This is a genomic window from Pelosinus baikalensis, from assembly GCF_020819555.1.
Classification (GTDB): Bacteria; Bacillota; Negativicutes; order DSM-13327; family DSM-13327; genus Pelosinus; species Pelosinus baikalensis.
On the sequence record NZ_JAJHJB010000010.1, the window covers coordinates 1 to 18,931 of the forward strand.

The 18,931-nt window shown below is 39.8% G+C and carries 24 protein-coding genes; 3 read left to right on the forward strand and 21 right to left on the reverse strand.

Annotated elements, in window-relative coordinates; translation table 11 throughout:
• The coding region (locus LMF89_RS09060) for a Ku protein (RefSeq protein ID WP_304622599.1) at positions 1 to 446 on the forward strand (446 nt) is incomplete at its 5' end.
• Between the two features lie 30 nt (positions 447 to 476).
• On the opposite strand, the gene LMF89_RS09065 is transcribed toward LMF89_RS09060, so the two are convergent.
• Positions 477 to 716: a hypothetical protein gene (locus tag LMF89_RS09065; RefSeq protein WP_229534776.1), complete on the reverse strand. Its 240-nt coding sequence runs from the start codon at positions 714 to 716 to the stop codon at positions 477 to 479.
• 130 nt (positions 717 to 846) lie between these two features.
• Between LMF89_RS09065 and LMF89_RS09070 the strand changes: the two genes are divergently transcribed.
• Positions 847 to 1,161, forward strand: a complete 315-nt coding sequence (locus LMF89_RS09070) for a hypothetical protein (RefSeq protein WP_229534777.1) — start codon at positions 847 to 849, stop codon at positions 1,159 to 1,161.
• Positions 1,162 to 1,220: 59 nt separating this feature from the next.
• On the opposite strand, the gene LMF89_RS09075 is transcribed toward LMF89_RS09070, so the two are convergent.
• The 11 genes from LMF89_RS09075 to LMF89_RS09125 all read right to left on the reverse strand — a co-directional run bounded on the left by LMF89_RS09075 (position 1,221) and on the right by LMF89_RS09125 (position 14,604).
• Entirely contained in the window at positions 1,221 to 1,841 is a 621-nt protein-coding gene (locus tag LMF89_RS09075; protein WP_229534778.1) for a hypothetical protein, read from the reverse strand.
• 1 nt (position 1,842) lies between these two features.
• Complete coding sequence (locus LMF89_RS09080; protein ID WP_229534779.1) at positions 1,843 to 2,403, reverse strand: N-acetylmuramoyl-L-alanine amidase family protein; 561 nt, start codon at positions 2,401 to 2,403, stop codon at positions 1,843 to 1,845.
• A gap of 38 nt (positions 2,404 to 2,441) precedes the next feature.
• Positions 2,442 to 3,179 carry an HNH endonuclease gene (locus LMF89_RS09085; RefSeq protein WP_229534780.1) on the reverse strand — a complete coding sequence of 246 codons (738 nt, stop codon included), beginning with the start codon at positions 3,177 to 3,179 and terminating at the stop codon, positions 2,442 to 2,444.
• Positions 3,180 to 3,287: 108 nt separating this feature from the next.
• Complete coding sequence (locus LMF89_RS09090; RefSeq protein WP_229534781.1) at positions 3,288 to 3,707, reverse strand: phage holin family protein; 420 nt, start codon at positions 3,705 to 3,707, stop codon at positions 3,288 to 3,290.
• A 117-nt stretch (positions 3,708 to 3,824) separates the two neighbouring features.
• The gene (locus LMF89_RS09095) at positions 3,825 to 4,208 is read right to left on the reverse strand and encodes a hypothetical protein (RefSeq protein WP_229534782.1); all 384 of its coding nucleotides are present in this window, start codon (positions 4,206 to 4,208) and stop codon (positions 3,825 to 3,827) included.
• Between the two features lie 16 nt (positions 4,209 to 4,224).
• Positions 4,225 to 5,484: a gp53-like domain-containing protein gene (locus LMF89_RS09100; protein ID WP_229534783.1), complete on the reverse strand. Its 1,260-nt coding sequence runs from the start codon at positions 5,482 to 5,484 to the stop codon at positions 4,225 to 4,227.
• A 13-nt stretch (positions 5,485 to 5,497) separates the two neighbouring features.
• Positions 5,498 to 9,832, reverse strand: a complete 4,335-nt coding sequence (locus LMF89_RS09105; protein WP_229534784.1) for a phage tail protein — start codon at positions 9,830 to 9,832, stop codon at positions 5,498 to 5,500.
• Complete coding sequence (locus LMF89_RS09110; protein ID WP_229534785.1) at positions 9,820 to 10,182, reverse strand: hypothetical protein; 363 nt, start codon at positions 10,180 to 10,182, stop codon at positions 9,820 to 9,822. Before LMF89_RS09110 ends, LMF89_RS09105 begins: the two co-directional genes overlap by 13 nt.
• Positions 10,179 to 10,796: a baseplate hub domain-containing protein gene (locus LMF89_RS09115; protein WP_369412571.1), complete on the reverse strand. Its 618-nt coding sequence runs from the start codon at positions 10,794 to 10,796 to the stop codon at positions 10,179 to 10,181. The genes LMF89_RS09110 and LMF89_RS09115 overlap by 4 nt, the downstream gene beginning before the upstream one ends.
• Complete coding sequence (locus tag LMF89_RS09120; RefSeq protein ID WP_229534787.1) at positions 10,789 to 11,004, reverse strand: hypothetical protein; 216 nt, start codon at positions 11,002 to 11,004, stop codon at positions 10,789 to 10,791. Before LMF89_RS09120 ends, LMF89_RS09115 begins: the two co-directional genes overlap by 8 nt.
• A gap of 144 nt (positions 11,005 to 11,148) precedes the next feature.
• Positions 11,149 to 14,604, reverse strand: a complete 3,456-nt coding sequence (locus LMF89_RS09125) for a tape measure protein (protein WP_229534788.1) — start codon at positions 14,602 to 14,604, stop codon at positions 11,149 to 11,151.
• 64 nt (positions 14,605 to 14,668) lie between these two features.
• Between LMF89_RS09125 and LMF89_RS09130 the strand changes: the two genes are divergently transcribed.
• On the forward strand, positions 14,669 to 14,938 hold the full coding sequence (locus LMF89_RS09130; protein WP_229534789.1) for a hypothetical protein: 270 nt from the start codon (positions 14,669 to 14,671) through the stop codon (positions 14,936 to 14,938).
• 14 nt (positions 14,939 to 14,952) lie between these two features.
• Here the strand turns inward: LMF89_RS09130 and LMF89_RS09135 are convergent, their stop codons facing one another.
• From LMF89_RS09135 to LMF89_RS09175, 9 genes are all read right to left on the reverse strand, one after another.
• A complete protein-coding gene (locus LMF89_RS09135) occupies positions 14,953 to 15,141 on the reverse strand; it encodes a hypothetical protein (RefSeq protein WP_229534790.1) in 189 nt (62 codons plus the stop codon).
• A 98-nt stretch (positions 15,142 to 15,239) separates the two neighbouring features.
• Entirely contained in the window at positions 15,240 to 15,623 is a 384-nt protein-coding gene (locus LMF89_RS09140) for a hypothetical protein (RefSeq protein WP_229534791.1), read from the reverse strand.
• 65 nt (positions 15,624 to 15,688) lie between these two features.
• Positions 15,689 to 16,174 carry a phage tail tube protein gene (locus LMF89_RS09145; RefSeq protein WP_229534792.1) on the reverse strand — a complete coding sequence of 162 codons (486 nt, stop codon included), beginning with the start codon at positions 16,172 to 16,174 and terminating at the stop codon, positions 15,689 to 15,691.
• Positions 16,175 to 16,177: 3 nt separating this feature from the next.
• Positions 16,178 to 16,585, reverse strand: coding sequence for a tail completion protein gp17 (gp17, locus tag LMF89_RS09150; RefSeq protein WP_229534793.1), 408 nt, complete (start codon positions 16,583 to 16,585; stop codon positions 16,178 to 16,180).
• Positions 16,582 to 16,971 (reverse strand): HK97-gp10 family putative phage morphogenesis protein, encoded by a 390-nt coding sequence (locus LMF89_RS09155; RefSeq protein ID WP_229534794.1) that lies wholly within the window; start codon positions 16,969 to 16,971, stop codon positions 16,582 to 16,584. Before LMF89_RS09155 ends, gp17 begins: the two co-directional genes overlap by 4 nt.
• The gene (locus LMF89_RS09160; RefSeq protein ID WP_229534795.1) at positions 16,968 to 17,327 is read right to left on the reverse strand and encodes a phage head closure protein; all 360 of its coding nucleotides are present in this window, start codon (positions 17,325 to 17,327) and stop codon (positions 16,968 to 16,970) included. Before LMF89_RS09160 ends, LMF89_RS09155 begins: the two co-directional genes overlap by 4 nt.
• Entirely contained in the window at positions 17,314 to 17,583 is a 270-nt protein-coding gene (locus LMF89_RS09165; protein ID WP_229534796.1) for a hypothetical protein, read from the reverse strand. Before LMF89_RS09165 ends, LMF89_RS09160 begins: the two co-directional genes overlap by 14 nt.
• Positions 17,583 to 17,756, reverse strand: a complete 174-nt coding sequence (locus tag LMF89_RS09170; RefSeq protein WP_229534797.1) for a hypothetical protein — start codon at positions 17,754 to 17,756, stop codon at positions 17,583 to 17,585. Before LMF89_RS09170 ends, LMF89_RS09165 begins: the two co-directional genes overlap by 1 nt.
• 10 nt (positions 17,757 to 17,766) lie before the next feature.
• Entirely contained in the window at positions 17,767 to 18,924 is a 1,158-nt protein-coding gene (locus LMF89_RS09175) for a phage major capsid protein (protein ID WP_229534798.1), read from the reverse strand.
• Between the last annotated feature and the right edge of the window lie 7 nt (positions 18,925 to 18,931).

The window sequence follows — 18,931 nt, forward strand, 5'->3', positions numbered from 1 at the left end:
TGCAGGGCATGGCTGAGTCTAACGTAGTCGGAATTGCTAAGTTTGTTTTGAGAAACAAAGAATATCTTGCAGCAATACGACCTACGGATAATGTTATTACTCTATCTACGATGCTTTTTGCGGATGAAATTGTACAAACAAAAGAGATCGAAAATGATTTACCATCCAACGTAGAACTATCAGACAAAGAAATGAATATGGCTAAAACACTTATTAATTCTTTGATAACTAGATTTGATCCATCTAAATATGAAAACGAGTATCACAAACAAATTTTAGATATGATAGATAAAAAAGCAGGTAGTGAGCAGACTGTAGTAAAATCTACCGACACTTCACCGTATTTTGCAGGTTTGATGGATGCATTGGAGGCAAGCATGGCAGCCATAAAGAAAACCGAAACCAAGAAGAAAACACCTCGCAAGACTAAGCAAAAATCAGCATAAAGAAACTCCCTATAAATTTAGGGAGTTTTTCTATTTTCTTTCCATAAACCATTTACCCATATCGTCAAATAAATGAACCTGCTTGCCCATGATCTTACAGGTATAGCGTATGCCCACACCGCCACCCTTTAATGACGCAGCCTGGCGTACATCAATTAGACGATCCACTTCAAATACTCTGCCATCTTCCCATTTGATGGACAGCGGACGAACATTACCGTGTATGTCGTGTTTTGCTATAATCTCTACGAAAACCTTGTAATCGCTCATTTTTAGCACCTCTATATAGAACGTATGTTTGGTTAAATTATAGGGTTTCTATGAGAAAAAAACAAGTGGTATATATTAGGGAGGATTAATTTTTGATATATAGAATTACAGTGTAAAAGGAGGGTTTGCTATGAATCAAATTTTTGCATTAAAATTTAATCCCGTCAATCTTGAAGGGGACAATGAAGAAAGTTACCTTGACGAAGAGGAAACTTTTTTTAACACATTTCAAAAAGATCCTATTTTAAAAGTAAGCCGTTTTCCTGCTCATGTCGAGGGTAGTACTTTTCCAAAGTCATTATTCAACACCAATACCCACAAAATAAAAATTGAAACAACTCAATTGGTAACAGTAGAACAGTTCAATGCTTTACTTATGCAATACATTAACGATAACGGTAAAGAAATTTCAAAAATAGAAGCAGTCGAAGAACTCTCTTGCTAGTTCTTTAATAGAAAAAAGAAAAGCCGCCAAACTCAAAAGAGTAAGGCGGCTTTCGCATGTCAAAATGTATATCTAAGTCCTATCTTAGTTTTTTTATCATCGAACTCATACCCTACGACAAGTCCAACATACTTCCCGTCATTAGTAATTTTACGGCTAACACCATAGCTAACTTCGTCTATTCCGTTTGGCGTAATGCCTGTAAAACTGGGGTAAACAGCAATGTCCCGAAGTACTTTTTTATAAGCAAATACATTATATTGATTAAGTGTTACGTCAGTACTTGCGGGAAGATTTGCAACCTCGTTTAAATCGACAGCCTTATTAGGGTTTGTAGGATCAGTCACAATTGCAAAGTCAGCACCACGTTTTTCAACTTCTTTAATAACTGCTTTTTCTACTTCTACTGGTACGGTCTTAATGATGGTATCAGGTTTTTGGTTCTTAAGCTCGGCAACTTGCCTTGCCGCTGAATCAAGCTGATCTTGCATCATAGTTACCTTTGCGTTGTGAGCCGCTAAATCTATACCTTGGGGTGTTTCTGCTTGTTGCTGGCTTAATGGCGTTACAAGCTGTGCAGGGTGCAAATATTGGTAAATGAAATAGCCGACAGCGGACACGGCAATAAAAACAATAAGCGAGAGGATTACTTTACCCCTCGCTGTAAGTGTATTAAGCATATTACATTCCTCCTACATAATCGGTGACACCCCTGGAAATTGCAGCGGCGAATTGATTTCGCTTGATATCATCTGCAAGCAACTGTTCATCGTCTGCGTTAGAAATAAAAGCTGTCTCTACTAGTACGGCGGGGCAATTTGTATTGCTAAGAACATACAATCCGTTAATTCCTGGTGTTGCTTTTTTGATGCCTCGATCAACAATGTTTTCACCATTGGGATATTTAATGGAATTGACAATTTGATCTTGAATACAAGTTGCCAATTCTCTGCCTTTTACAGAACCATTATTAAACCAAGTTTCAGCACCTTGTGCAGATTCATTCCCTGCAGCATTGCAATGGATTGATACAAACAAATCAGCACCAAACCTATTGGACGCATTGGTAATCTGATATAGTTCGTTTTCCTGGACAAATAGGACTTCGTATCCTACGACTGTTAGGTATTTACACACCTTTTGCGCTATATCTGCTGCTACAATTGCCTCTTGTAATCCTGTTTGCCCTACTGCGCCGGAGTCAAGTCCGGGATAATGCCCTGCATTACACACGATTCTCATACACATCTGCTCCTTTTTTAATAAAAAAGAGCAACCTATTAGGTTGCTCCGTTTAGTTTATATGTTCCTTTTTCATAATGATATTTAATATGTTCTTCGTTGCTCATAACTTGAAGATTTTCAATACAATTATTGTTTTTGTTTTCGTCTTTATGATGAACTATTTCGTCTTTTCTTAAATATCTTCCTAAATGTTTTTCAACTATTAACCTATGTTCAAACACATATCCATTGCAATTCGCGTTTGGATGACTTGGATAATGAATATAAATATAACCGTTTTTATCTACAACTTTACCACCATTCCAATTAGGATTTTTTTCTCCAGTCCGATGTTTGTGATAACATTCGTTGTTGCAATATTTTTTCTCACTTGGTATTAACCGTTGGTTTTCACTTGCTATAAAACTTTCTCCACATCCATCGCATTTCATAACTATTTTTATTGCGTTATCGATTCTATTTTTATTTGAGCAGTCTTTTGAGCAATAAATATTGTAATTTTTATTAATTTTAATCCTTTTTCTTTGAGTTTGAGTTAGTATTATATGTTTCTTGCAGTGTGAACAAAATCCGTCAATTGGTATAGATGGATTTTTTTTAATGTAGCATTCGTGACCAACTGTACTGTTGTGGTAACAAATTTTATTACAATAAAATTTTCTGGCGTTTTTATTTCTATAATTGTATCTTTGCAATGTAGATAGATTAAACTTTGCACCACAATAAGAACAATCCCACGATTTTGGAGTATTGTCATTAATGATATTTGCCATAGAATCACCTCTTGTAAATATTATATCATTAAATACATTTGGTGTCCGTTGTTTATTATAATTTTAAATATTTCACTGGGTAGTGCCCTCCATTAATTACTATTTTCATTACTTTATCCCCCTCTCGTCCCTCAGTTGAATTAACTTGCTTCGCAAAATAGCAGGAATATATTGCCCCCAACCGATACGGTCAAAGTTCTCAAAAATGCTAATACCCTCCATTGCTCCATAGCCAAATATCATCATGGTCCTGAACATGTGATTCAGCCCCATGGCGTTATCCAGCAAGTTTGCAAGAGCTACCATAACAAGGATAAAAACCTTCCGTTTTAGACCGTTAAAACTTGCTTGGCTGCTAACTGAATGATTTACCCACCCGGCATAAATGCCAGTTAGGTAGTCTAGGCAAATCAATGTCAGTAAAGACGAGATCGGGAGATCAACGCCTCCCACCAGAAAAGAAAAAGCACCGCCAATTGCGCTGCATGTTACCAGTGTATTAAATTCTGTTTTTATGTAATTTAACAAATTTGCACCCCCAAATTATTATAAAAATAGAGCCTCCTGGCTCCTTACTTACTTCTGCTGCAATTTTGATTTGTACATTTTCCTTCACTTTCTTTCGCTCCACACACAAAACATCTTTTAACTGCCAATGATCTCACCTCGCTTTGTATCATACTCAGCCTTTAACGCTGTATAATCAGCTTTGATTCTGGTGATTAAATCCGTATTATCCGCAAGTGTTGCCATACCTAACGCACTAGAAAGTTCAGCAAATTGAGGCTGATATTCAGCATCGAGAGCAAATATTTTTTCAACATTCGTGAGCTCTGTAACCTTTGCCTCGCATTCAATTAACTTTTTAGTGGCAATATCTACTTTGCGAGTCGTTTGATTTTGCATCCAATCATCATGCTCCACATCGGTTATTTCGATATTTGGTATAGGAATTACTTTATGGACTCCTGAATGATAAGGAGCTTCAATGATTAGCCCTGTTTCTTTGTCGTAATGTAAGTGGTACATATTATATTTATCCTCCTTAAGATCCTATTGCATGATATTGTATTTTTATTGCGTTACCTTGTCCTTGATTGCCAAAACCATCCCAATTATAACTAAATCCAGTTTTTGTAGGAGTGGTTGTGTGCAAGATATGTGCGTTCGCGCCGTTATAGCCAGTGTCACTATAAACCATAGTTTTGCAGGCAGTAGGAAATGCTATTGGAAAGGTTATCGATCCATTAGTTTTAATTATAGCGTCAACGATTCCAAATATTTCAATATCCCCACTGCTCCACTTGCGCCAATAGTAATTCGTGCCGCCACCAGATTCAACAATGGACGTAACGCCCAAGGCAGCCTTAAGGGTTGCCAATGGTATAGGTCTTGCATAGTTGTCTACACCGCTTCCTATGGCGTTTTGCCCAAGGATATAAGCGCAATTACCACCGCCAGCAGTGTATTCGGTGCGGAAAAGTCTTGTTGTAATATCATTAGAACCATCCCTAAGAACTACGGTTGATGCTGTACTAGTAGTAGTAGGAGAAAAGCCCCCAACTTTAGACGCATTTACCGCTGTACCAGTCGCTGCCAACTTAGCATCTAAAGCGGTTTGTAGTCCGTCAACATTTGCGATTAGGTGATTATGGCTATCGTCTACCACAACTACGGTCAGTGTCATATTGCCCGAACCGTCAATAGATACCGTCCCCGTGCAATCACCGCCTAATGTAAGATTTCTAGCAGCGGCCCATCTGGTTGCCGTAGCAGCATTGCCAGTGCAAGCGGCGGCAGTGTCAGCGGCAGTAGCAGCGGCAACCTTTCCTGTTACGGAAATAGTTAACCTGTCGTTAGTAGCATCTGGTGTAAGAGCTATATTCGTACCTGCTACAACCTCTAGCGTGTCGGTTGGGCTATCTGCCTGGATGGTTACGCCGTTAACCGATATATTGCTAAAAGCGTTTTGATTGACTTGCGCTCCTGCTGCAATAGCCGCTAATTTAGCAAAGTCAGTATTAGACATAAAGCCATTACTTGACGATGTTGCTACGCTGTGCACATGAGCTATCACGGCAAACGCACTCGCTAAGAGCCCCCCCACTCTTTCAGCATTGAGACCAGTGTTTAATACTCCGTTGCTGACTGGTATTTGCCCTGATCCATTACCTGCGGACTTACCTTGTAATAGTCCAGAATTAACGATTGCATCTTGAATGATTGATCTTAATTGTTCCCTCATTTGTGGGGGAAAATCGGCTAGAAAATCATTATCTGCTGGTTTGTTTGCATCATATGCCATTTAATCAACTCCTTTAATATCCTTTTGCTCTCCAATCCAATTGACCGCCAACATCGGTTCCGGCTCGATTTACTATTTTTACAGTGAATTCGGTATCTGTTTTCGTTAACACTTGAGGAAATTTATTATCACCCAATGCCATTGGTGTTACGATTGGCACTGTGTAAAAGTTTTTACCATAACTAATAGTAGCCCCACCGACAGGAATTAACACAGAGCCAACCGCCTCCACGTCATCCACATCAATACTGGTTGTTATTTGGTTAACCTCTGGCGTTTTTGTCGGGTCAGTCGTGCCTAGGATAATCATCCTATCAAGGTATCTGAAAGTGTATTGCGCTGGTCTGAAATCCTGCCAAGCTGTCCATGTCATACCGTCCCGACTAGTGCGAATTTGCAATACCGCTGAACCTGTACCACGTAAAATGACACTACTAATAAATCGCATGGATATGTTAGCTGTAATAATCTGGCCTACATCAATAGTCTGACAGATATATGTACCGCTAGATGGGTAAACGCCACCAGATTTTAAAAGTTTTAGTACGTTTTGCCCCCCAATATCGCTGAATTTAGTAGTTGGATAATCGCTAAATATACCCCCAATATTTGACCAGTTTATTAAGGATTGCCCGAACTCTACATTATCCATTGTGCCAGTTTGCAAGGTTATATCGTCATAGGTAAGTATTACGTTTTTAGGCGGTAAATTTTCTACGAAAACGGATTGAGTCACAGCATTGATACTATATTTATTGGCCCGATTAATAGCCTTGATATGATAGCGGTAATTGCGCTCAACATCTACCTTTACGGCGTAACTATTAAGAGTGACACCACTTGCTACTAATGCCCCAAGTTCAAAACTTGCGCCCTCTCTAATTTCATAGGCTACCACGTCAGGATCGGGATGCTTATCCCAAAACAATTCATTATATTCGCCATTTTGCAAGACCTGTAAGCCTGTTACCGTTGCAGGTTCAAGCATTACATAAATATTTTCGCTTGCTTCGTCTGAATAATATCCTGCCGAATTCTCGGATTTAATTATGACTTTTACGTCACCGGTAGAAGGCGGTTTATATGTCCATCGCAATTCTTTTGTTTCACCTATCTTTACGGCTGTGTCCCAAGCATATCCAACGCGGATTTCATACGCTACAAGGTCACTCTCGCTAATCCCTGTAAAACTAATGTTTAATACTGACCTATCATTTACGTCCTGGGCCAATAAGATATTTGTTACTGGGTCAGGATTCATATTAAAAATCCCTTCAACTTTTGCGGGATTTTGGCTGTATTTTCCTGCTACGGTAACGGACTTAATCCAAAATGTTTGGGATATTTCTTCTGTAACAATTACGTCGTAGTAAGTCCCTGTGACACGTTGACCTACAACAATGCCAGTATCCCAAGTTGTACCTTTTCGAATCTCGAAGTAAGCCACATCTAAAGACAACGGCTGATCCCATGACAATCTTATTTTTGTTCTGTCGGTTATAAGTTGTATAGCGCCAAAGCCAGTCACATCATACGCCTCAATCATAGCCGCAATGGTCTCATTTGCTATGTTGGACACATACCCTGCTACTGTTCGCGCTTGTACCATAATGTTATAGGTGCCGCTGGCTGGTATGTACCACCAATAGGTACTTTCTTTAACTGTACTAATTAATGTACCACTAGCCCAATCATTGCCGTATCGTAATTCATAACCTGCAATATCCTTGCCTGGACTGGCTGTCCATGTGACTTTTACCATGCTTCTGTCGCGTGGTTCTTGTACAGCTTGCAGATTTGTTACAGTATCAGGACGTAATGTGATTTGCAGCCGCTGCGATGCAAATTGCTGGCTTGCAAACCCTGCAATATTTATTGCCTTTATCATGAAATTTTGACTACCTTCGGCCGTTAATACATGAGTGTAAGTGTTAGCCTTTAGCTGTGTAGCGATTAAGGTACTATGCTCCCAATCATCACCCACGCGAATTTCATAATAAGATATATCCTGTTCGGAATTTCCCTTCCATGATAGGTTTAAACGACTTCGGTCAGTATCTTGAAGTACAGCAGAAAAACCAGCTACTTGAGATGGTTCGACGGTGATGTCTATTAATTTTACCGCTGGTATTTCGGAAGGATTACCGCTGTTGTCTGCTGCTACAACGCTAAAAACATACTGCCTGCTGCTTTTCGCGATGTAGGTATAGCGAGTGTCTAGGATTGGCGTAAAAGTCAGGATTGTTTCCCCTTCCATTAACCTATATCCACGTAAATCAATATCAGTAACAGCGGGCCAAGTCAAATTTATTTTAGTAGAGTCAGTTGAATCTATTGTAGTGGTCAAACTCGGCACGTTTGACGGTGGTGCGTCTTTTCCTGTTATATAGATAGGCTCGGAAACAACGCCATTGGATACAATCCCCATTCTATTTACAACCTTAATGCGGACAAGATAATTTATTCCAGTCTTAACGTTGTCAATAATGAAAGTACCGTCTGAATTGGTTTTCCCTGCATCAGTCCAAGTCAATCCAATGTCAGTACTATATTCTAACCTCGCTTCGCTAAAGTTACCGAAATCAGGAAAGGTACAAGCACCTGTAATGTAAGACATTATAGTTCCGTCATTTTGGCGGTAATATACTTGTGCAAGCTGTATGTCTTCGACCTCGGGCGGCGGAGCAGCGGGATTCGCCAGCTTCGTCACATTTATCACTGGTGCAACGCTGCCTTGTTGGTCAGTATACAATAATGGATTATATTCTTGCATGACCATTGTAATTTTATTTTCCTGCGGTTCAGTCATTTGCATAATACGATAACGTTTATAGGTTAGTCCCGGTTCTGCAACCTCAGTGATTGGATTCCAGATACCAACCACATCACCAATAGAACGATTCAATGCCCTTTTATTAGTCGTGTACTGTAGCCACTCGGGGCAGGTCTGTGCTTTATTTAGATGGAACCATGCTAATTGGCTAGCTTGTGGAAAGTTGTTGATTCCATAAACAGATATTTTTTTAGTTAATGGTGTTTTATTACGGAATTGGCTTGTTTCTCCTGCTAACTGCACTCTATCAGCTTGTGCGACGACCTTTGTGTATTCATATTCGGGATCGACATACTCTATTTGCAGACGCTCAACGTCTTCTTCATTATCTTGCCACCATGTTTCTATGGACTCATCTGGGCCAACTATAAATATTTGACTTACCGGCTCGGGTTTGTCAACAAGAATACCATGTAAACCTCTTTGGTATGTTGGGTAAGATCGGCATACACTAAATATCTCGGTTAGCCAATCTTGACGGCTCTTTTTTTCGTCAAGGATTAAATTCAAGGTAAATCTTTTTTGACCATTCACTAAAAAATCAAAGTAAGGTGCAGCGGTCAAATAAGTTTGAATATCAATACTGCTCATATCCATTCCACAACCGTCTACACTGGTTTTAAAATCTAACTCACACCAAGCGGGGTTATCTGTCCATTGCTCAGTGTAAGTAGTTGGAGAGCTATACACTTTTACTATGCGCCCCTCGACTGTTGCCGTAACATTAAAATCACCTGTTAATTTTTCGCTCGCCTTGGCGGTAATAGCCAGATATGCATCATACTTTAGACCACCGATTAGCTTTGCCTTTTCTTCCTGCGTCTCTCCCGTTACCCTATTATCAATTAACTGCTCTCCATCACCTAGATATGCAGTATATGAGCATCCTGGCAGCATTACTTTGTGCGGGGCGTATGGAGTTTCGTAGCACTCCACGCCCCAAAAGTTCGTTATCGACACTTTCGTATTAGGTATTTGGTCAGAGCCAATATTGCCTAATGTTGTTGTCGCTGTCCATCCATGTTCGGCATGCTTATTTATCGCATCAACTATATTTTGTATTGTTATGCCAGCCTGACAATCTAAAGAAAAAGAGTCACCACTACTACGGCAATAAATGCCAGATTTCCAGTCTGGTACATTACCTACTTTAACGGTTGCATCGGGATACATAGTATTCTGGATCGAAATCAACGTTACGTCACCAATCGGAATGTCGTTTAGCCTTACGTCTGAAAATCCTTTAATTTTGCCAACGCCGAAACTAACAATTTTATGTTGTATCTCCCCCGGTGGACTAGCCCATATCATATTCCCTGCACATTTTACCTTGCCGTATATGAGGGGCATCACTAAACCTGAATTGGTTTGGGTCTGCAGTACACCAAAAGAATACGTAGGGCTATTGCTCTTTGCCTTTGGCCCAAAAATTTTATTTGTGATAGTGCTAATCGCAAAACTAACAACTGTTTTTACTACAAACTTCCAGGCTGCTGCGCCTATTACACTCGGCATCTGAATGCCCCCTCTATTCGACCATAAATACCAAGCCGTGATTTCTGTAAGCTCGTTTCCACCATGCAGTCAATCACTTCATCATTTCCGATATAAACGGCAGGATGGACTAAACCAAAAGGCAACCTAATTAGTAATAGGTCACCTGCTTTTATGTCTTCCAATTCAATTGTTTGTAGATGTTTTTTAAACATGTCTCTCATATACTCGCCTAAATTATCGGGCCAGTCGAAACGAGGTAAATGTGGATACATTAAATAAACAGGTAACATACACCCCAACGCTCTACCATTACTATCTAACTGCTCGTAGGGTTTGCCAACCTGTTTTATTAGCTCTTCTATTGTCATGACCTTATCACCATTTGATTTGGTGTGCTTGGATGACCTCCAAATCTCGTTATGTTTCCGCGCTCCGTACATGCTGAAACTGTACCGTCACAGGTAGGAAGTTGTCTAGTACTGCGACAACGATTATCTGTGCCTTTATAGATATATTGGCAAGTTGGGCCATAATCCATGTTAGGGCCTTCTTGGGCAAAATCTACGGTGTCACGTTCAACAACACAACTAAATTCCGTTATGGTGGTTTTGAGAGTATTTAGTATACCTTCGAATAACCATACAGGGCCTTCCTCCAAATGATCAAGATAAACTTCCTGAATCACACACCGTTTATACTTAAGTCCCTTGCCGTTGTTCGCGATATAGGCGGCCCATTGCTGCCAGCGGTTTGACATAGTAAGGGATACTTGCTCTTTATCTCCCTCGACAGTGGTTTTTATCTCGCCTCTTTTTATCTCGGCAGAAAGATACGTATTCCCATCGAAAACTAAATCTTGATTGTCATTAGCTACAAACCTAAAAATAACGCCATTTGCGGCGTAAATGGTTAATAACATTCTTGGCATGATCTCCGGGGATGATATTACTTCTTCAAGTTCGGCACTTATGCCTTTACTCACTCGTTACCACCTGCACAATCGGTATAACCCATAATCCTCCATCATCGTCGAATTCAAATTCATCAACATCAAATCTGACTAAATAGGTGTTATTATCGCCAAATGGATCAATTGTTGAATCCCATTTCCAATTAAAAGCGTTATACCTTCCGCTCCTGGCCTCGAAAAATCCCCTTAATAGATGATAATTTGCTATAGTTTTTTGCATTCTAATAGACCACCCATAGCGTGGGGATGATTGTAATTTGCTTCTTTGTTCATGTGCTGTGTATTCGGAATCGACTTCCGTTTTGTATTTAATAGAGAATCTTTTTGACTCTAGCCAAGGAATATCCCATGTTGTAACTGCCATTTATTTCATCGCCCCTTTCGCTGCACTTCTGACAGAGCTATTATTTTTAAGCCCATCAACCATAACGGTTAAAATATAACTTTTTGATTGCGCATCATATTGCGGTTTTTCTGCTTGCACATTGGCGTTTCCATAATTGTTTATATTTACACGAATGTTCGGAGTCTCATTTCCACCGTTTGATTGGCCTGTGCTTGCACTGCTATAACTATTGCCTACGCTAGACAACGGAGCTCCTGTCACAAGTCCACCTGTAGCAAAGGCGGGCATACGACCATTATTTAACGTATCGAAAAATCCAGTCCCAAATTGTTTAACACTAGATGCTTTGATGACGTATTCACCATTTGAAAGCATTGCCATGATACTATCAGATGTTCCTGTACCTGGTCCATATATGGCCCCACCAGTTGCCGCACTGACGCTAACGCCCGGGAGTTCAAAGGATGGCGTACTTATGCCGGGCAACCAACTCATAAGGCTAGATGTAAGATTTGCAGACATTTGCTTTGCATATATATCTGCAATAATATCAATTACCGTGTCTCGGAATCCTACCCATGCACTTTTGGCACCGTCCACACCAGAAATCATATCTTTGAACACGCTTTGCATGCCTGAATTAAAACTACTAATAGCATCTGCCATAATTTCAGTAGTTGATTTATTTGCTTCATTCCAAATCGTTTTATAGGTGTCCGCCATAGCTTGTTGACCTTTTAATTCTTGCTGCTGTAAGGATAATTTACTATTTAGCAGATTTCGATATTCTGCGAGATTACCATTGTTATAAGCCTCGTCTAAATCAGCCTGCAACGCTTTACCCGTTGCATAATATTTATTTACTTCATCAATACTTTGCTTGTTTATCATTTCAAATTGTTCTGCACGCCACTTGTCTTTATCAATAGTATCTTTTAAAGCAATACCATAACTATCTTTTATTTCCGCTGCAGCCTTATCCCAATTATCAACAATGTCTTGAACTGATTTTATCCTACTAGCCTTTTCCTGCTCAAATTCCGCTAAGTCTTTATTTGATCCATTCAGACCATTAATAACATTAGTCGCATTAAGGTCTTTCATGGATTGCTTAATGCTTTCCAGTAATGACGCACGTTTTTCAATATAGCCGATAGATTCAGCATTTGCAGAATCTGTGTTTTTCTTAACGATGTCGCCTAATTCACGCTCTTTTAGCGTTATTTTCGTGGTTAAGTCTAGCATTTCTTTTTTTAATTTTATGCTATCAGACTGATCGGCGGTTGCTGCTATTTCGGTATCTAATGCCGCTTTTTGCGCGTTTAGGGTTTCAAGCTCGGCATTAATACCCTTAATATCAAGCGCATTTTTCTTATCCCAATAATCTTTTATTACGGCTAATCCTGCGGAATCTTCATCTTCACGGGATGACCAATACTGTCGAATGGCTTTGAGTCCGCCTTTGCGCTCACGGTCTAAATCTTCCTGTTCGGTTTTTATTAAGTCAAGTAGTAAAGTAGCCTTATTTTTTTGAATGTCAATCTCATAATCGGATTGCTCTTTTATTACTTGCCTAGCTTCTTTTGCGGCGGCTTTAGCTGCTTTCGCGGCTTCTTTGTCGGTTCCACCACCAGTAAAATCAACCTTAGACCAGTCTGCCGCTTTAATTCCAGCAGATTTCATTGCAGGGCCGTAAGTATCACTGCCAGCGCCACCGTTTTCATTTATTCCCGCGAACATTTTATCTGTATTTTCTGGACCATAAGGAACGCTTCCAAATCCACCACTAGTATTAATTGGGGTAATAGTTAAATTTTCCCTCATTGCTTTGCCTATTTCAGCAGTTTTAGCAGCCAACTTCTGCCCTAATGATTGTATCCCGCCTAACATCGAACTTGCCCATGCTGGTATAAAAGAGTCAACTAAATCTGATAAGTAAACTTTAAAATCAGATACGCCTTGTTTTGCCCATGCGACAAAATCGTCCCACATTTTAGAGTACCATTGAAAGTTGTTTGTGATTTTATCTGTTACAAAGGCTACTTGCTCCGCAAGCCATGTTATTACCTTATTTGCGGCATTTACTGCATCATCCCAATACTCATATATTACGTATGCCGCTAGGCCAAGCCCTGGGAATATCGCTACTATTAACGCAATATTATCGGCAACTATATTAACTAGGCTATTCCAGAAATTTATCATCCAGGCTTTGATTGGCTCCCAATTATCGTAAATTAAATAAGCTGCTGCCGCCAATAATGATATTGCTATGGTCACCCCACCAATAATAAGTGACCATTTCGCCAACTCTCCAAGTACCCCGATCAATGCATAAAAATATGGAGCAATTGCCGCTGCTGCCGCCATGTTGCCTAACGCAATGCAGATTGCAGAAACAACACCAATAACAACAATTCCAGTAACTACAAAGGCTTCAAGTGGGCCAAGTACGGTTTGTATAATTTGTAATCCAACAAATGCACCAGCCAAACCAGCTAAGACAGGTATAAGCATATTGGCATTATCCTTAACCCAAGCAATCATATCTCCTATGTTTTTAAGATATTCGCCAACCGTCCCCATTTGATCAAGGACTCCGTCAAATCCACCGCTAAACATTGAACTTATTGCCTCTGTTATGCTGCCGCCGCTTTTTATCGTGTCTGAAAAATTACCAGTCATTTCAACTAGTTTCGGCAGTCCTACATCAGTTAGCCATGCAACGGCAGGTTTAAACACTTCAATCAATACGGTACTGACGTTATCTTTTAGCGTGGAAAATAAGCCTTGTAAAGACTTCGATTGTTTATCCATCATCCCGGGGAATCGTTCTTCCATGCCAACAAGCAAGGCTTGTATTGCTTGATCTGCAGGAATAACACCCTTTTCGGCAAGTTTCATTACTTCGGCAGTTGATTTGCCAATTGACTTAGAAAGTATGTCCCAAGCAGGTATTCCAGCTTCTGTCATTTGCAACATTTCGTCGCCTGACACCTTTGATTTAGCTTTCATCTGACCTAATGCAAGGGTTATCCGATTAACTCCCTCAGATCCAACACCTAACCCTGCAGCCGCATCACCTATCGCCGTAAGGTCTGGAATGATATCTTCTGCCGCAAAGCCAAAAGCAAGCATCCTTTTCGTTGCCATTTGCAATTCGGTAAATTCAAATGGAGTTTCAGCAGCAAACTTCCATAAATCTGCAATCATGGCATCTGCTTTTTGTGCACTACCTAACATTGTGTCCATGCTTATTTTGGCTTGCTGCATATTACTACTTAATTGTATGGCGTAGGCACTAATAGGGGCCATTACAGCAGCGATACCAGCAAAGGCGGTTGCAGATATTTTCGCCACGTCACTAGCCAAACTTTTCAAGTCACTTCTTACCTCGTCTGTTCCTTGCCTAAAGTCTCCAATATTTGCTCCAATATTCACCATTAATTGTGCTATTGTTGCTATGTTTTTCACCTCCCTTATTCATTGACAAGTGCCAATAATTGTAATACTATAAAAACCAAAAGGGATGTTTTGTATGAATGGTTTTTTGAAAGAACTCGGCACAACTTTTAAAGAAATATTTATAGTGTCATGGATTTTAGGGATAGGTATATTTTTAATAGGACTAGGCGTGGTTTTCTTTATTCCTGCGGGACTATTTTTAATACCTATAGGATTTTATATTACAATTAAAGGTTTTAAAAAGACGTTTGCTGTTTTTATTGCTCAGCGAAAAAGACACAATCCTATAATAGAAAAAATTGTAAACAACATATTTGGACTACCACCAAGACCAAGGGCATAAGCCTTTGGTCTTTTTTATTCATCGTCCTTATTTCTTCTCTGTTTCCCCTTGCCCCTAAGAGGTTTCAATAAATCCTTCGGCGCAACTGGTTTTTTAGTATGTACACTCATTTGACAGGCTGTAAAATATGCAAGCCTGTTTTCTTCTTGTTCTTGTCGCCAGCGGTAACCATCCCATAAATCCATAAATTCAATAGGAAACAATCGTTCAAATTCCCAAGGTTTTAACTCTAACGGGCCATATGCAATTGGTTTTGCCCATTCTAGCCAATCCGCAAAGGAAAAGACAGGATTGTCACCTTCTATACGTTTTTTGAGTTTTCTTCCATATCAGATTCAGATTCACTATTTTCAGCAACATTTTTTTCTATTTTCTCAATAGCTTCTTTACCAAAAATACCACTCCCCATTATCGCTCTAATAATTGGAGTGATAACGTCTCCTAACGTGCCATCATTTTCAAAATACTCTCCCATTTTAGCTGCATAAAACTCTTTGTTGCCTTTTCTGTAATGATGTCTCAAGCCAATTTGCAAGGCGGTTAAGCAAAATCCAACACCCACTTCTTGTTTGCTGACTATAGTAGTAATCGGCATCCCCATTCCCTTTTCCAGATCTTCAATTCGCGGAATGTCAAAATAGATTGTTTGTCCTTCTTCGAATAAATCAAATGGTACTTTTTTCATATTAAATAACCCCTTTTATAATTAATTTAGAGTGAGTTTTAAGCCCTCACTCACGGCTGATTTAATTACTCCGGTGTAGTCCATGCGGATATAGGTCCGACTCCTTGAAGACTGCCCGAAATAGTCGCTTCGGCATCATGTCCAACGTCAAGCGAGAATTCCGAAACGCTTGCCCATCCTGTTTTATATTTCAAATCAGGACGTTCGAACTTAATATTTACCTGTTTGGAATTATCGTAAGCATATTCAATTGCATCAACACCAGGATCGTCAAGCATTGCAAGGCCGTCAAGCGAGATATCCCAGCCTTTAAGCCCGGCAATTGTTGATTTATAACCGCCACTTTCTTTATGCGTAACATCTATGGTATCAGCGGTTTGATTTAAAGGACTATTCCTTTGCCCTCCCACCTTTGTCCAAATTGGAACTGCCACAGTTCCCGTATTGATATATATTTTATAATCCTTACCCGCCGTTGCTTTATTTGAAGCATCTGGATTCTCAGGTAAAGTCACTGCGAATAATTGTAGATTGATTCCATTTTGTTGCATGTTTCACTCTCCTAAATTTTGTATTTTTGCGACGAAAGTAATAATTCCCGTGTATCCGTCTTCGGTTTCAAACGACTCAAAAAAGTCATATGATTGTTCCATTACATTAAATCCATCTGCTGATAAGTCTAATTTAGCAACATCAGCTTCGATTACTTGTATTACATCGTCGGCTATGCTGTTTACTTCCAATTCGCCATCGTATGTGCTGAATATTTGAATTTGAGCAGTTATATTAGAAATGTTTACATCTTTAGAACCGCCAGGCTTACAAGTAAAGGCGCATATTTTTATATAAGGTGCCACGGCATCAGACGGAATTTTATTGTATACAGTTGTTGTTTGGTAGACTGTTAATACTTGGAACAACGCTTTCAGTGAAGCAGCTAAAGGGATTCTCTTTCTTATCATGGTTTTACCGCATCCTTAATTCCTTTGATTAAACTAGGCTTTTCATCCTCAAAAGCGGGGCGCATATAAGGTCTTGCTTTTACATATTTACTGCCAAACTCAGGAATGTGAGCATAAAATGTATTGGCCGACACCGAACCGCTAGCACTCTTCATGTCAAAGGTATCAGTTATTTTACTTGATAGCTCACCTGTTCTGACAGGAACGCGCCTTTTGGCTCCTCGCTTAATGTTTCTAAGCGATTTCCTTATTGCAAGTCTTATTTTTGCTTGCGTTTTTGCATCATACATTTTAAAGTGATTCATTGATTTTTGGACTTCTGGAACGTCAAACTTTATTTTCAGCTTGTTTTTACTGTAGTCTGCATTTTTGCCGCCAATCGTCACTTGACCACCTCTTTACAAACAAGGATAGTACTCTCTGTGCCGTAATTGTAAGTATGTTCCACGCTATATGTTTTAGCTCCATACAGCACTTGCCAGCCCTTTTTAACATCGGTTCGATACCGAATACCAATTTCACGTAAAAGGACGCTAGAAATGGCACCTGCGACGACTTCTGTTTTTAAATTTGGCTTGCGAAACTCTGACCAGACCGTAGCAACTGTAATCCATTTATTTATCCCTGTTGCTGGTTTAAATCCCCCGGCTCCATCAGATATCATGTTCACTTGTTGTAATATAATCTTTTCAACATACTTTTTATTTACGGCCTTCATTACATCAGCTTTACTCAGCAACATTAGCAATCACCGCCGCCTGTAACTGCATCCTAAGTATTTCAGACTTAAAGTTTTCCTCGAAATACTCAGGAGCATTATTATAATCATATCGGCAATAATTTAGCAGAAGGAACTTAGGCAGTCCTTCTGCTGAAAAGTCTAGAACTACCCCTGCCAAACCTTCAATTTTATCTTTGCCTCGCAAGATGATTTTTTCTAGGCTAGCGTCTCGGTCATTCCCGATTATGTCTAGGATATCTTTAAGTTCATCTAGCATTATTTCACCTGCTTTTTAGCAGTTTTCTTCGGAATAATTTCTTCTACTAAAACACCAGAAGCGGTTGAGTTTATTTCCTCGAACCGCTTCTTAGTAAGTTCTATTTCTTGCCCTTGTTTGTAAATCTTACCGTTCCGTTTGTCTCGAAACGTATTACTTACCATGTATTTCATAAGCTACCTCCTAGGCGGAAGGAATAGTCATTGCTGAGATATTGAACACCAAGAAACTATCATTGTCCATTGGTTTGCCATTAGCGTACTGTTTAGCAATGTATGTCCGTTCATCTTCTAGGAATTTGTAATGATCGGAAAACTCGAGTTTTTGAGTAGATCCAACGCCCATAAAGTAATCCTTCGCCATACCTGCAATCGCCGTTCCTTGGGCTACTGCGACTGACTGCACAATCTTTGCGGGTATGGGCAACACACCATAAACATAAGTTCCCGCAGCACTCATAACAGTTGTATTTGGGAAAATTTTAGCCCAATAATCTAGAGGATTAACAATCATTAACACGCTAGGAACTGCACGTTTGCCGCCCTTAGTTAAAGGTGACATTACCAAGCTGCCCAAAGTACCAGGAGTGAGGTCATTCAGGGCAGTACCTGTTTTATCAGGATAAACACCATCAACAACCGCGCCAGCCAAGTTTTTAATCATGCCAATTGGCTGTTCTTTGCCTGTACCTGCCACAATCGCTAGTTCCAAGGCAATAGCTAGAGATTCCATCAATACTTCACGAACAAAACGGTCAATCCATTGAGGCCCAAGATCAAGCATAGACTTACATACAGGGACATACGCAGATAGTTTATATAGTTCAGTTTGTTCTTTCTTAAACGCCATTTCTAGCTTTTTAGTAATTGCAGAAGTTAAAGTCCCCCACCATGCGGCAACTACATCATTATTTCTACTGATAAATTCAGAGGTTGCAGTTGTATTCTGGAAATTAATCTCAGATAACAACGGGTGATTTAGCCGCAAATCCTCAAATACTCGGCCAAAAACAGTAGCAGGCATTAGTTTTTCGGTTCCAGCAAACCCACTAGTCCCGATTACCTCATTGTAATATTCCATTTCAGCCTTAGTAAGCGGGTTTAATCCACGTTTAGCCATGACTGTTTGATCGTTGAGATCATCATTTACGGCTTGTTTGGCATCTTTAAGGATTCGCGCCTCAATGCCTTTTGCCATGGCGACCTGCGCCTTTACAAAAGCTTCACTATCTCCGCTTTCAATTGCCTCCTTCATTTGTGTTTGCAATTCAATATCTGTTTTATCCAGGTCAGCGTTTACCATTGCAAATAACTGTTGATTAAATTTGAATTGTTTTTTCATACTTTAT

Excerpts from the sequence above, each read along its gene's own strand:
- LMF89_RS09065 (WP_229534776.1), bottom strand. The coding sequence starts at position 716 with ATGAGCGATTACAAGGTTTTCGTAGAGATTATAGCAAAACACGACATA.
- LMF89_RS09070 (WP_229534777.1), top strand. The coding sequence starts at position 847 with ATGAATCAAATTTTTGCATTAAAATTTAATCCCGTCAATCTTGAAGGG.
- LMF89_RS09075 (WP_229534778.1), bottom strand. The coding sequence starts at position 1,841 with ATGCTTAATACACTTACAGCGAGGGGTAAAGTAATCCTCTCGCTTATT.
- LMF89_RS09080 (WP_229534779.1), bottom strand. The coding sequence starts at position 2,403 with ATGAGAATCGTGTGTAATGCAGGGCATTATCCCGGACTTGACTCCGGC.
- LMF89_RS09085 (WP_229534780.1), bottom strand. The coding sequence starts at position 3,179 with ATGGCAAATATCATTAATGACAATACTCCAAAATCGTGGGATTGTTCT.
- LMF89_RS09095 (WP_229534782.1), bottom strand. The coding sequence starts at position 4,208 with ATGTACCACTTACATTACGACAAAGAAACAGGGCTAATCATTGAAGCT.
- LMF89_RS09100 (WP_229534783.1), bottom strand. The coding sequence starts at position 5,484 with ATGGCATATGATGCAAACAAACCAGCAGATAATGATTTTCTAGCCGAT.
- LMF89_RS09105 (WP_229534784.1), bottom strand. The coding sequence starts at position 9,832 with ATGCCGAGTGTAATAGGCGCAGCAGCCTGGAAGTTTGTAGTAAAAACA.
- LMF89_RS09110 (WP_229534785.1), bottom strand. The coding sequence starts at position 10,182 with ATGACAATAGAAGAGCTAATAAAACAGGTTGGCAAACCCTACGAGCAG.
- LMF89_RS09120 (WP_229534787.1), bottom strand. The coding sequence starts at position 11,004 with ATGCAAAAAACTATAGCAAATTATCATCTATTAAGGGGATTTTTCGAG.
- LMF89_RS09130 (WP_229534789.1), top strand. The coding sequence starts at position 14,669 with ATGAATGGTTTTTTGAAAGAACTCGGCACAACTTTTAAAGAAATATTT.
- LMF89_RS09140 (WP_229534791.1), bottom strand. The coding sequence starts at position 15,623 with ATGAAAAAAGTACCATTTGATTTATTCGAAGAAGGACAAACAATCTAT.
- LMF89_RS09145 (WP_229534792.1), bottom strand. The coding sequence starts at position 16,174 with ATGCAACAAAATGGAATCAATCTACAATTATTCGCAGTGACTTTACCT.
- gp17 (WP_229534793.1), bottom strand. The coding sequence starts at position 16,585 with ATGATAAGAAAGAGAATCCCTTTAGCTGCTTCACTGAAAGCGTTGTTC.
- LMF89_RS09160 (WP_229534795.1), bottom strand. The coding sequence starts at position 17,327 with ATGTTGCTGAGTAAAGCTGATGTAATGAAGGCCGTAAATAAAAAGTAT.
- LMF89_RS09165 (WP_229534796.1), bottom strand. The coding sequence starts at position 17,583 with ATGCTAGATGAACTTAAAGATATCCTAGACATAATCGGGAATGACCGA.
- LMF89_RS09170 (WP_229534797.1), bottom strand. The coding sequence starts at position 17,756 with ATGAAATACATGGTAAGTAATACGTTTCGAGACAAACGGAACGGTAAG.
- LMF89_RS09175 (WP_229534798.1), bottom strand. The coding sequence starts at position 18,924 with ATGAAAAAACAATTCAAATTTAATCAACAGTTATTTGCAATGGTAAAC.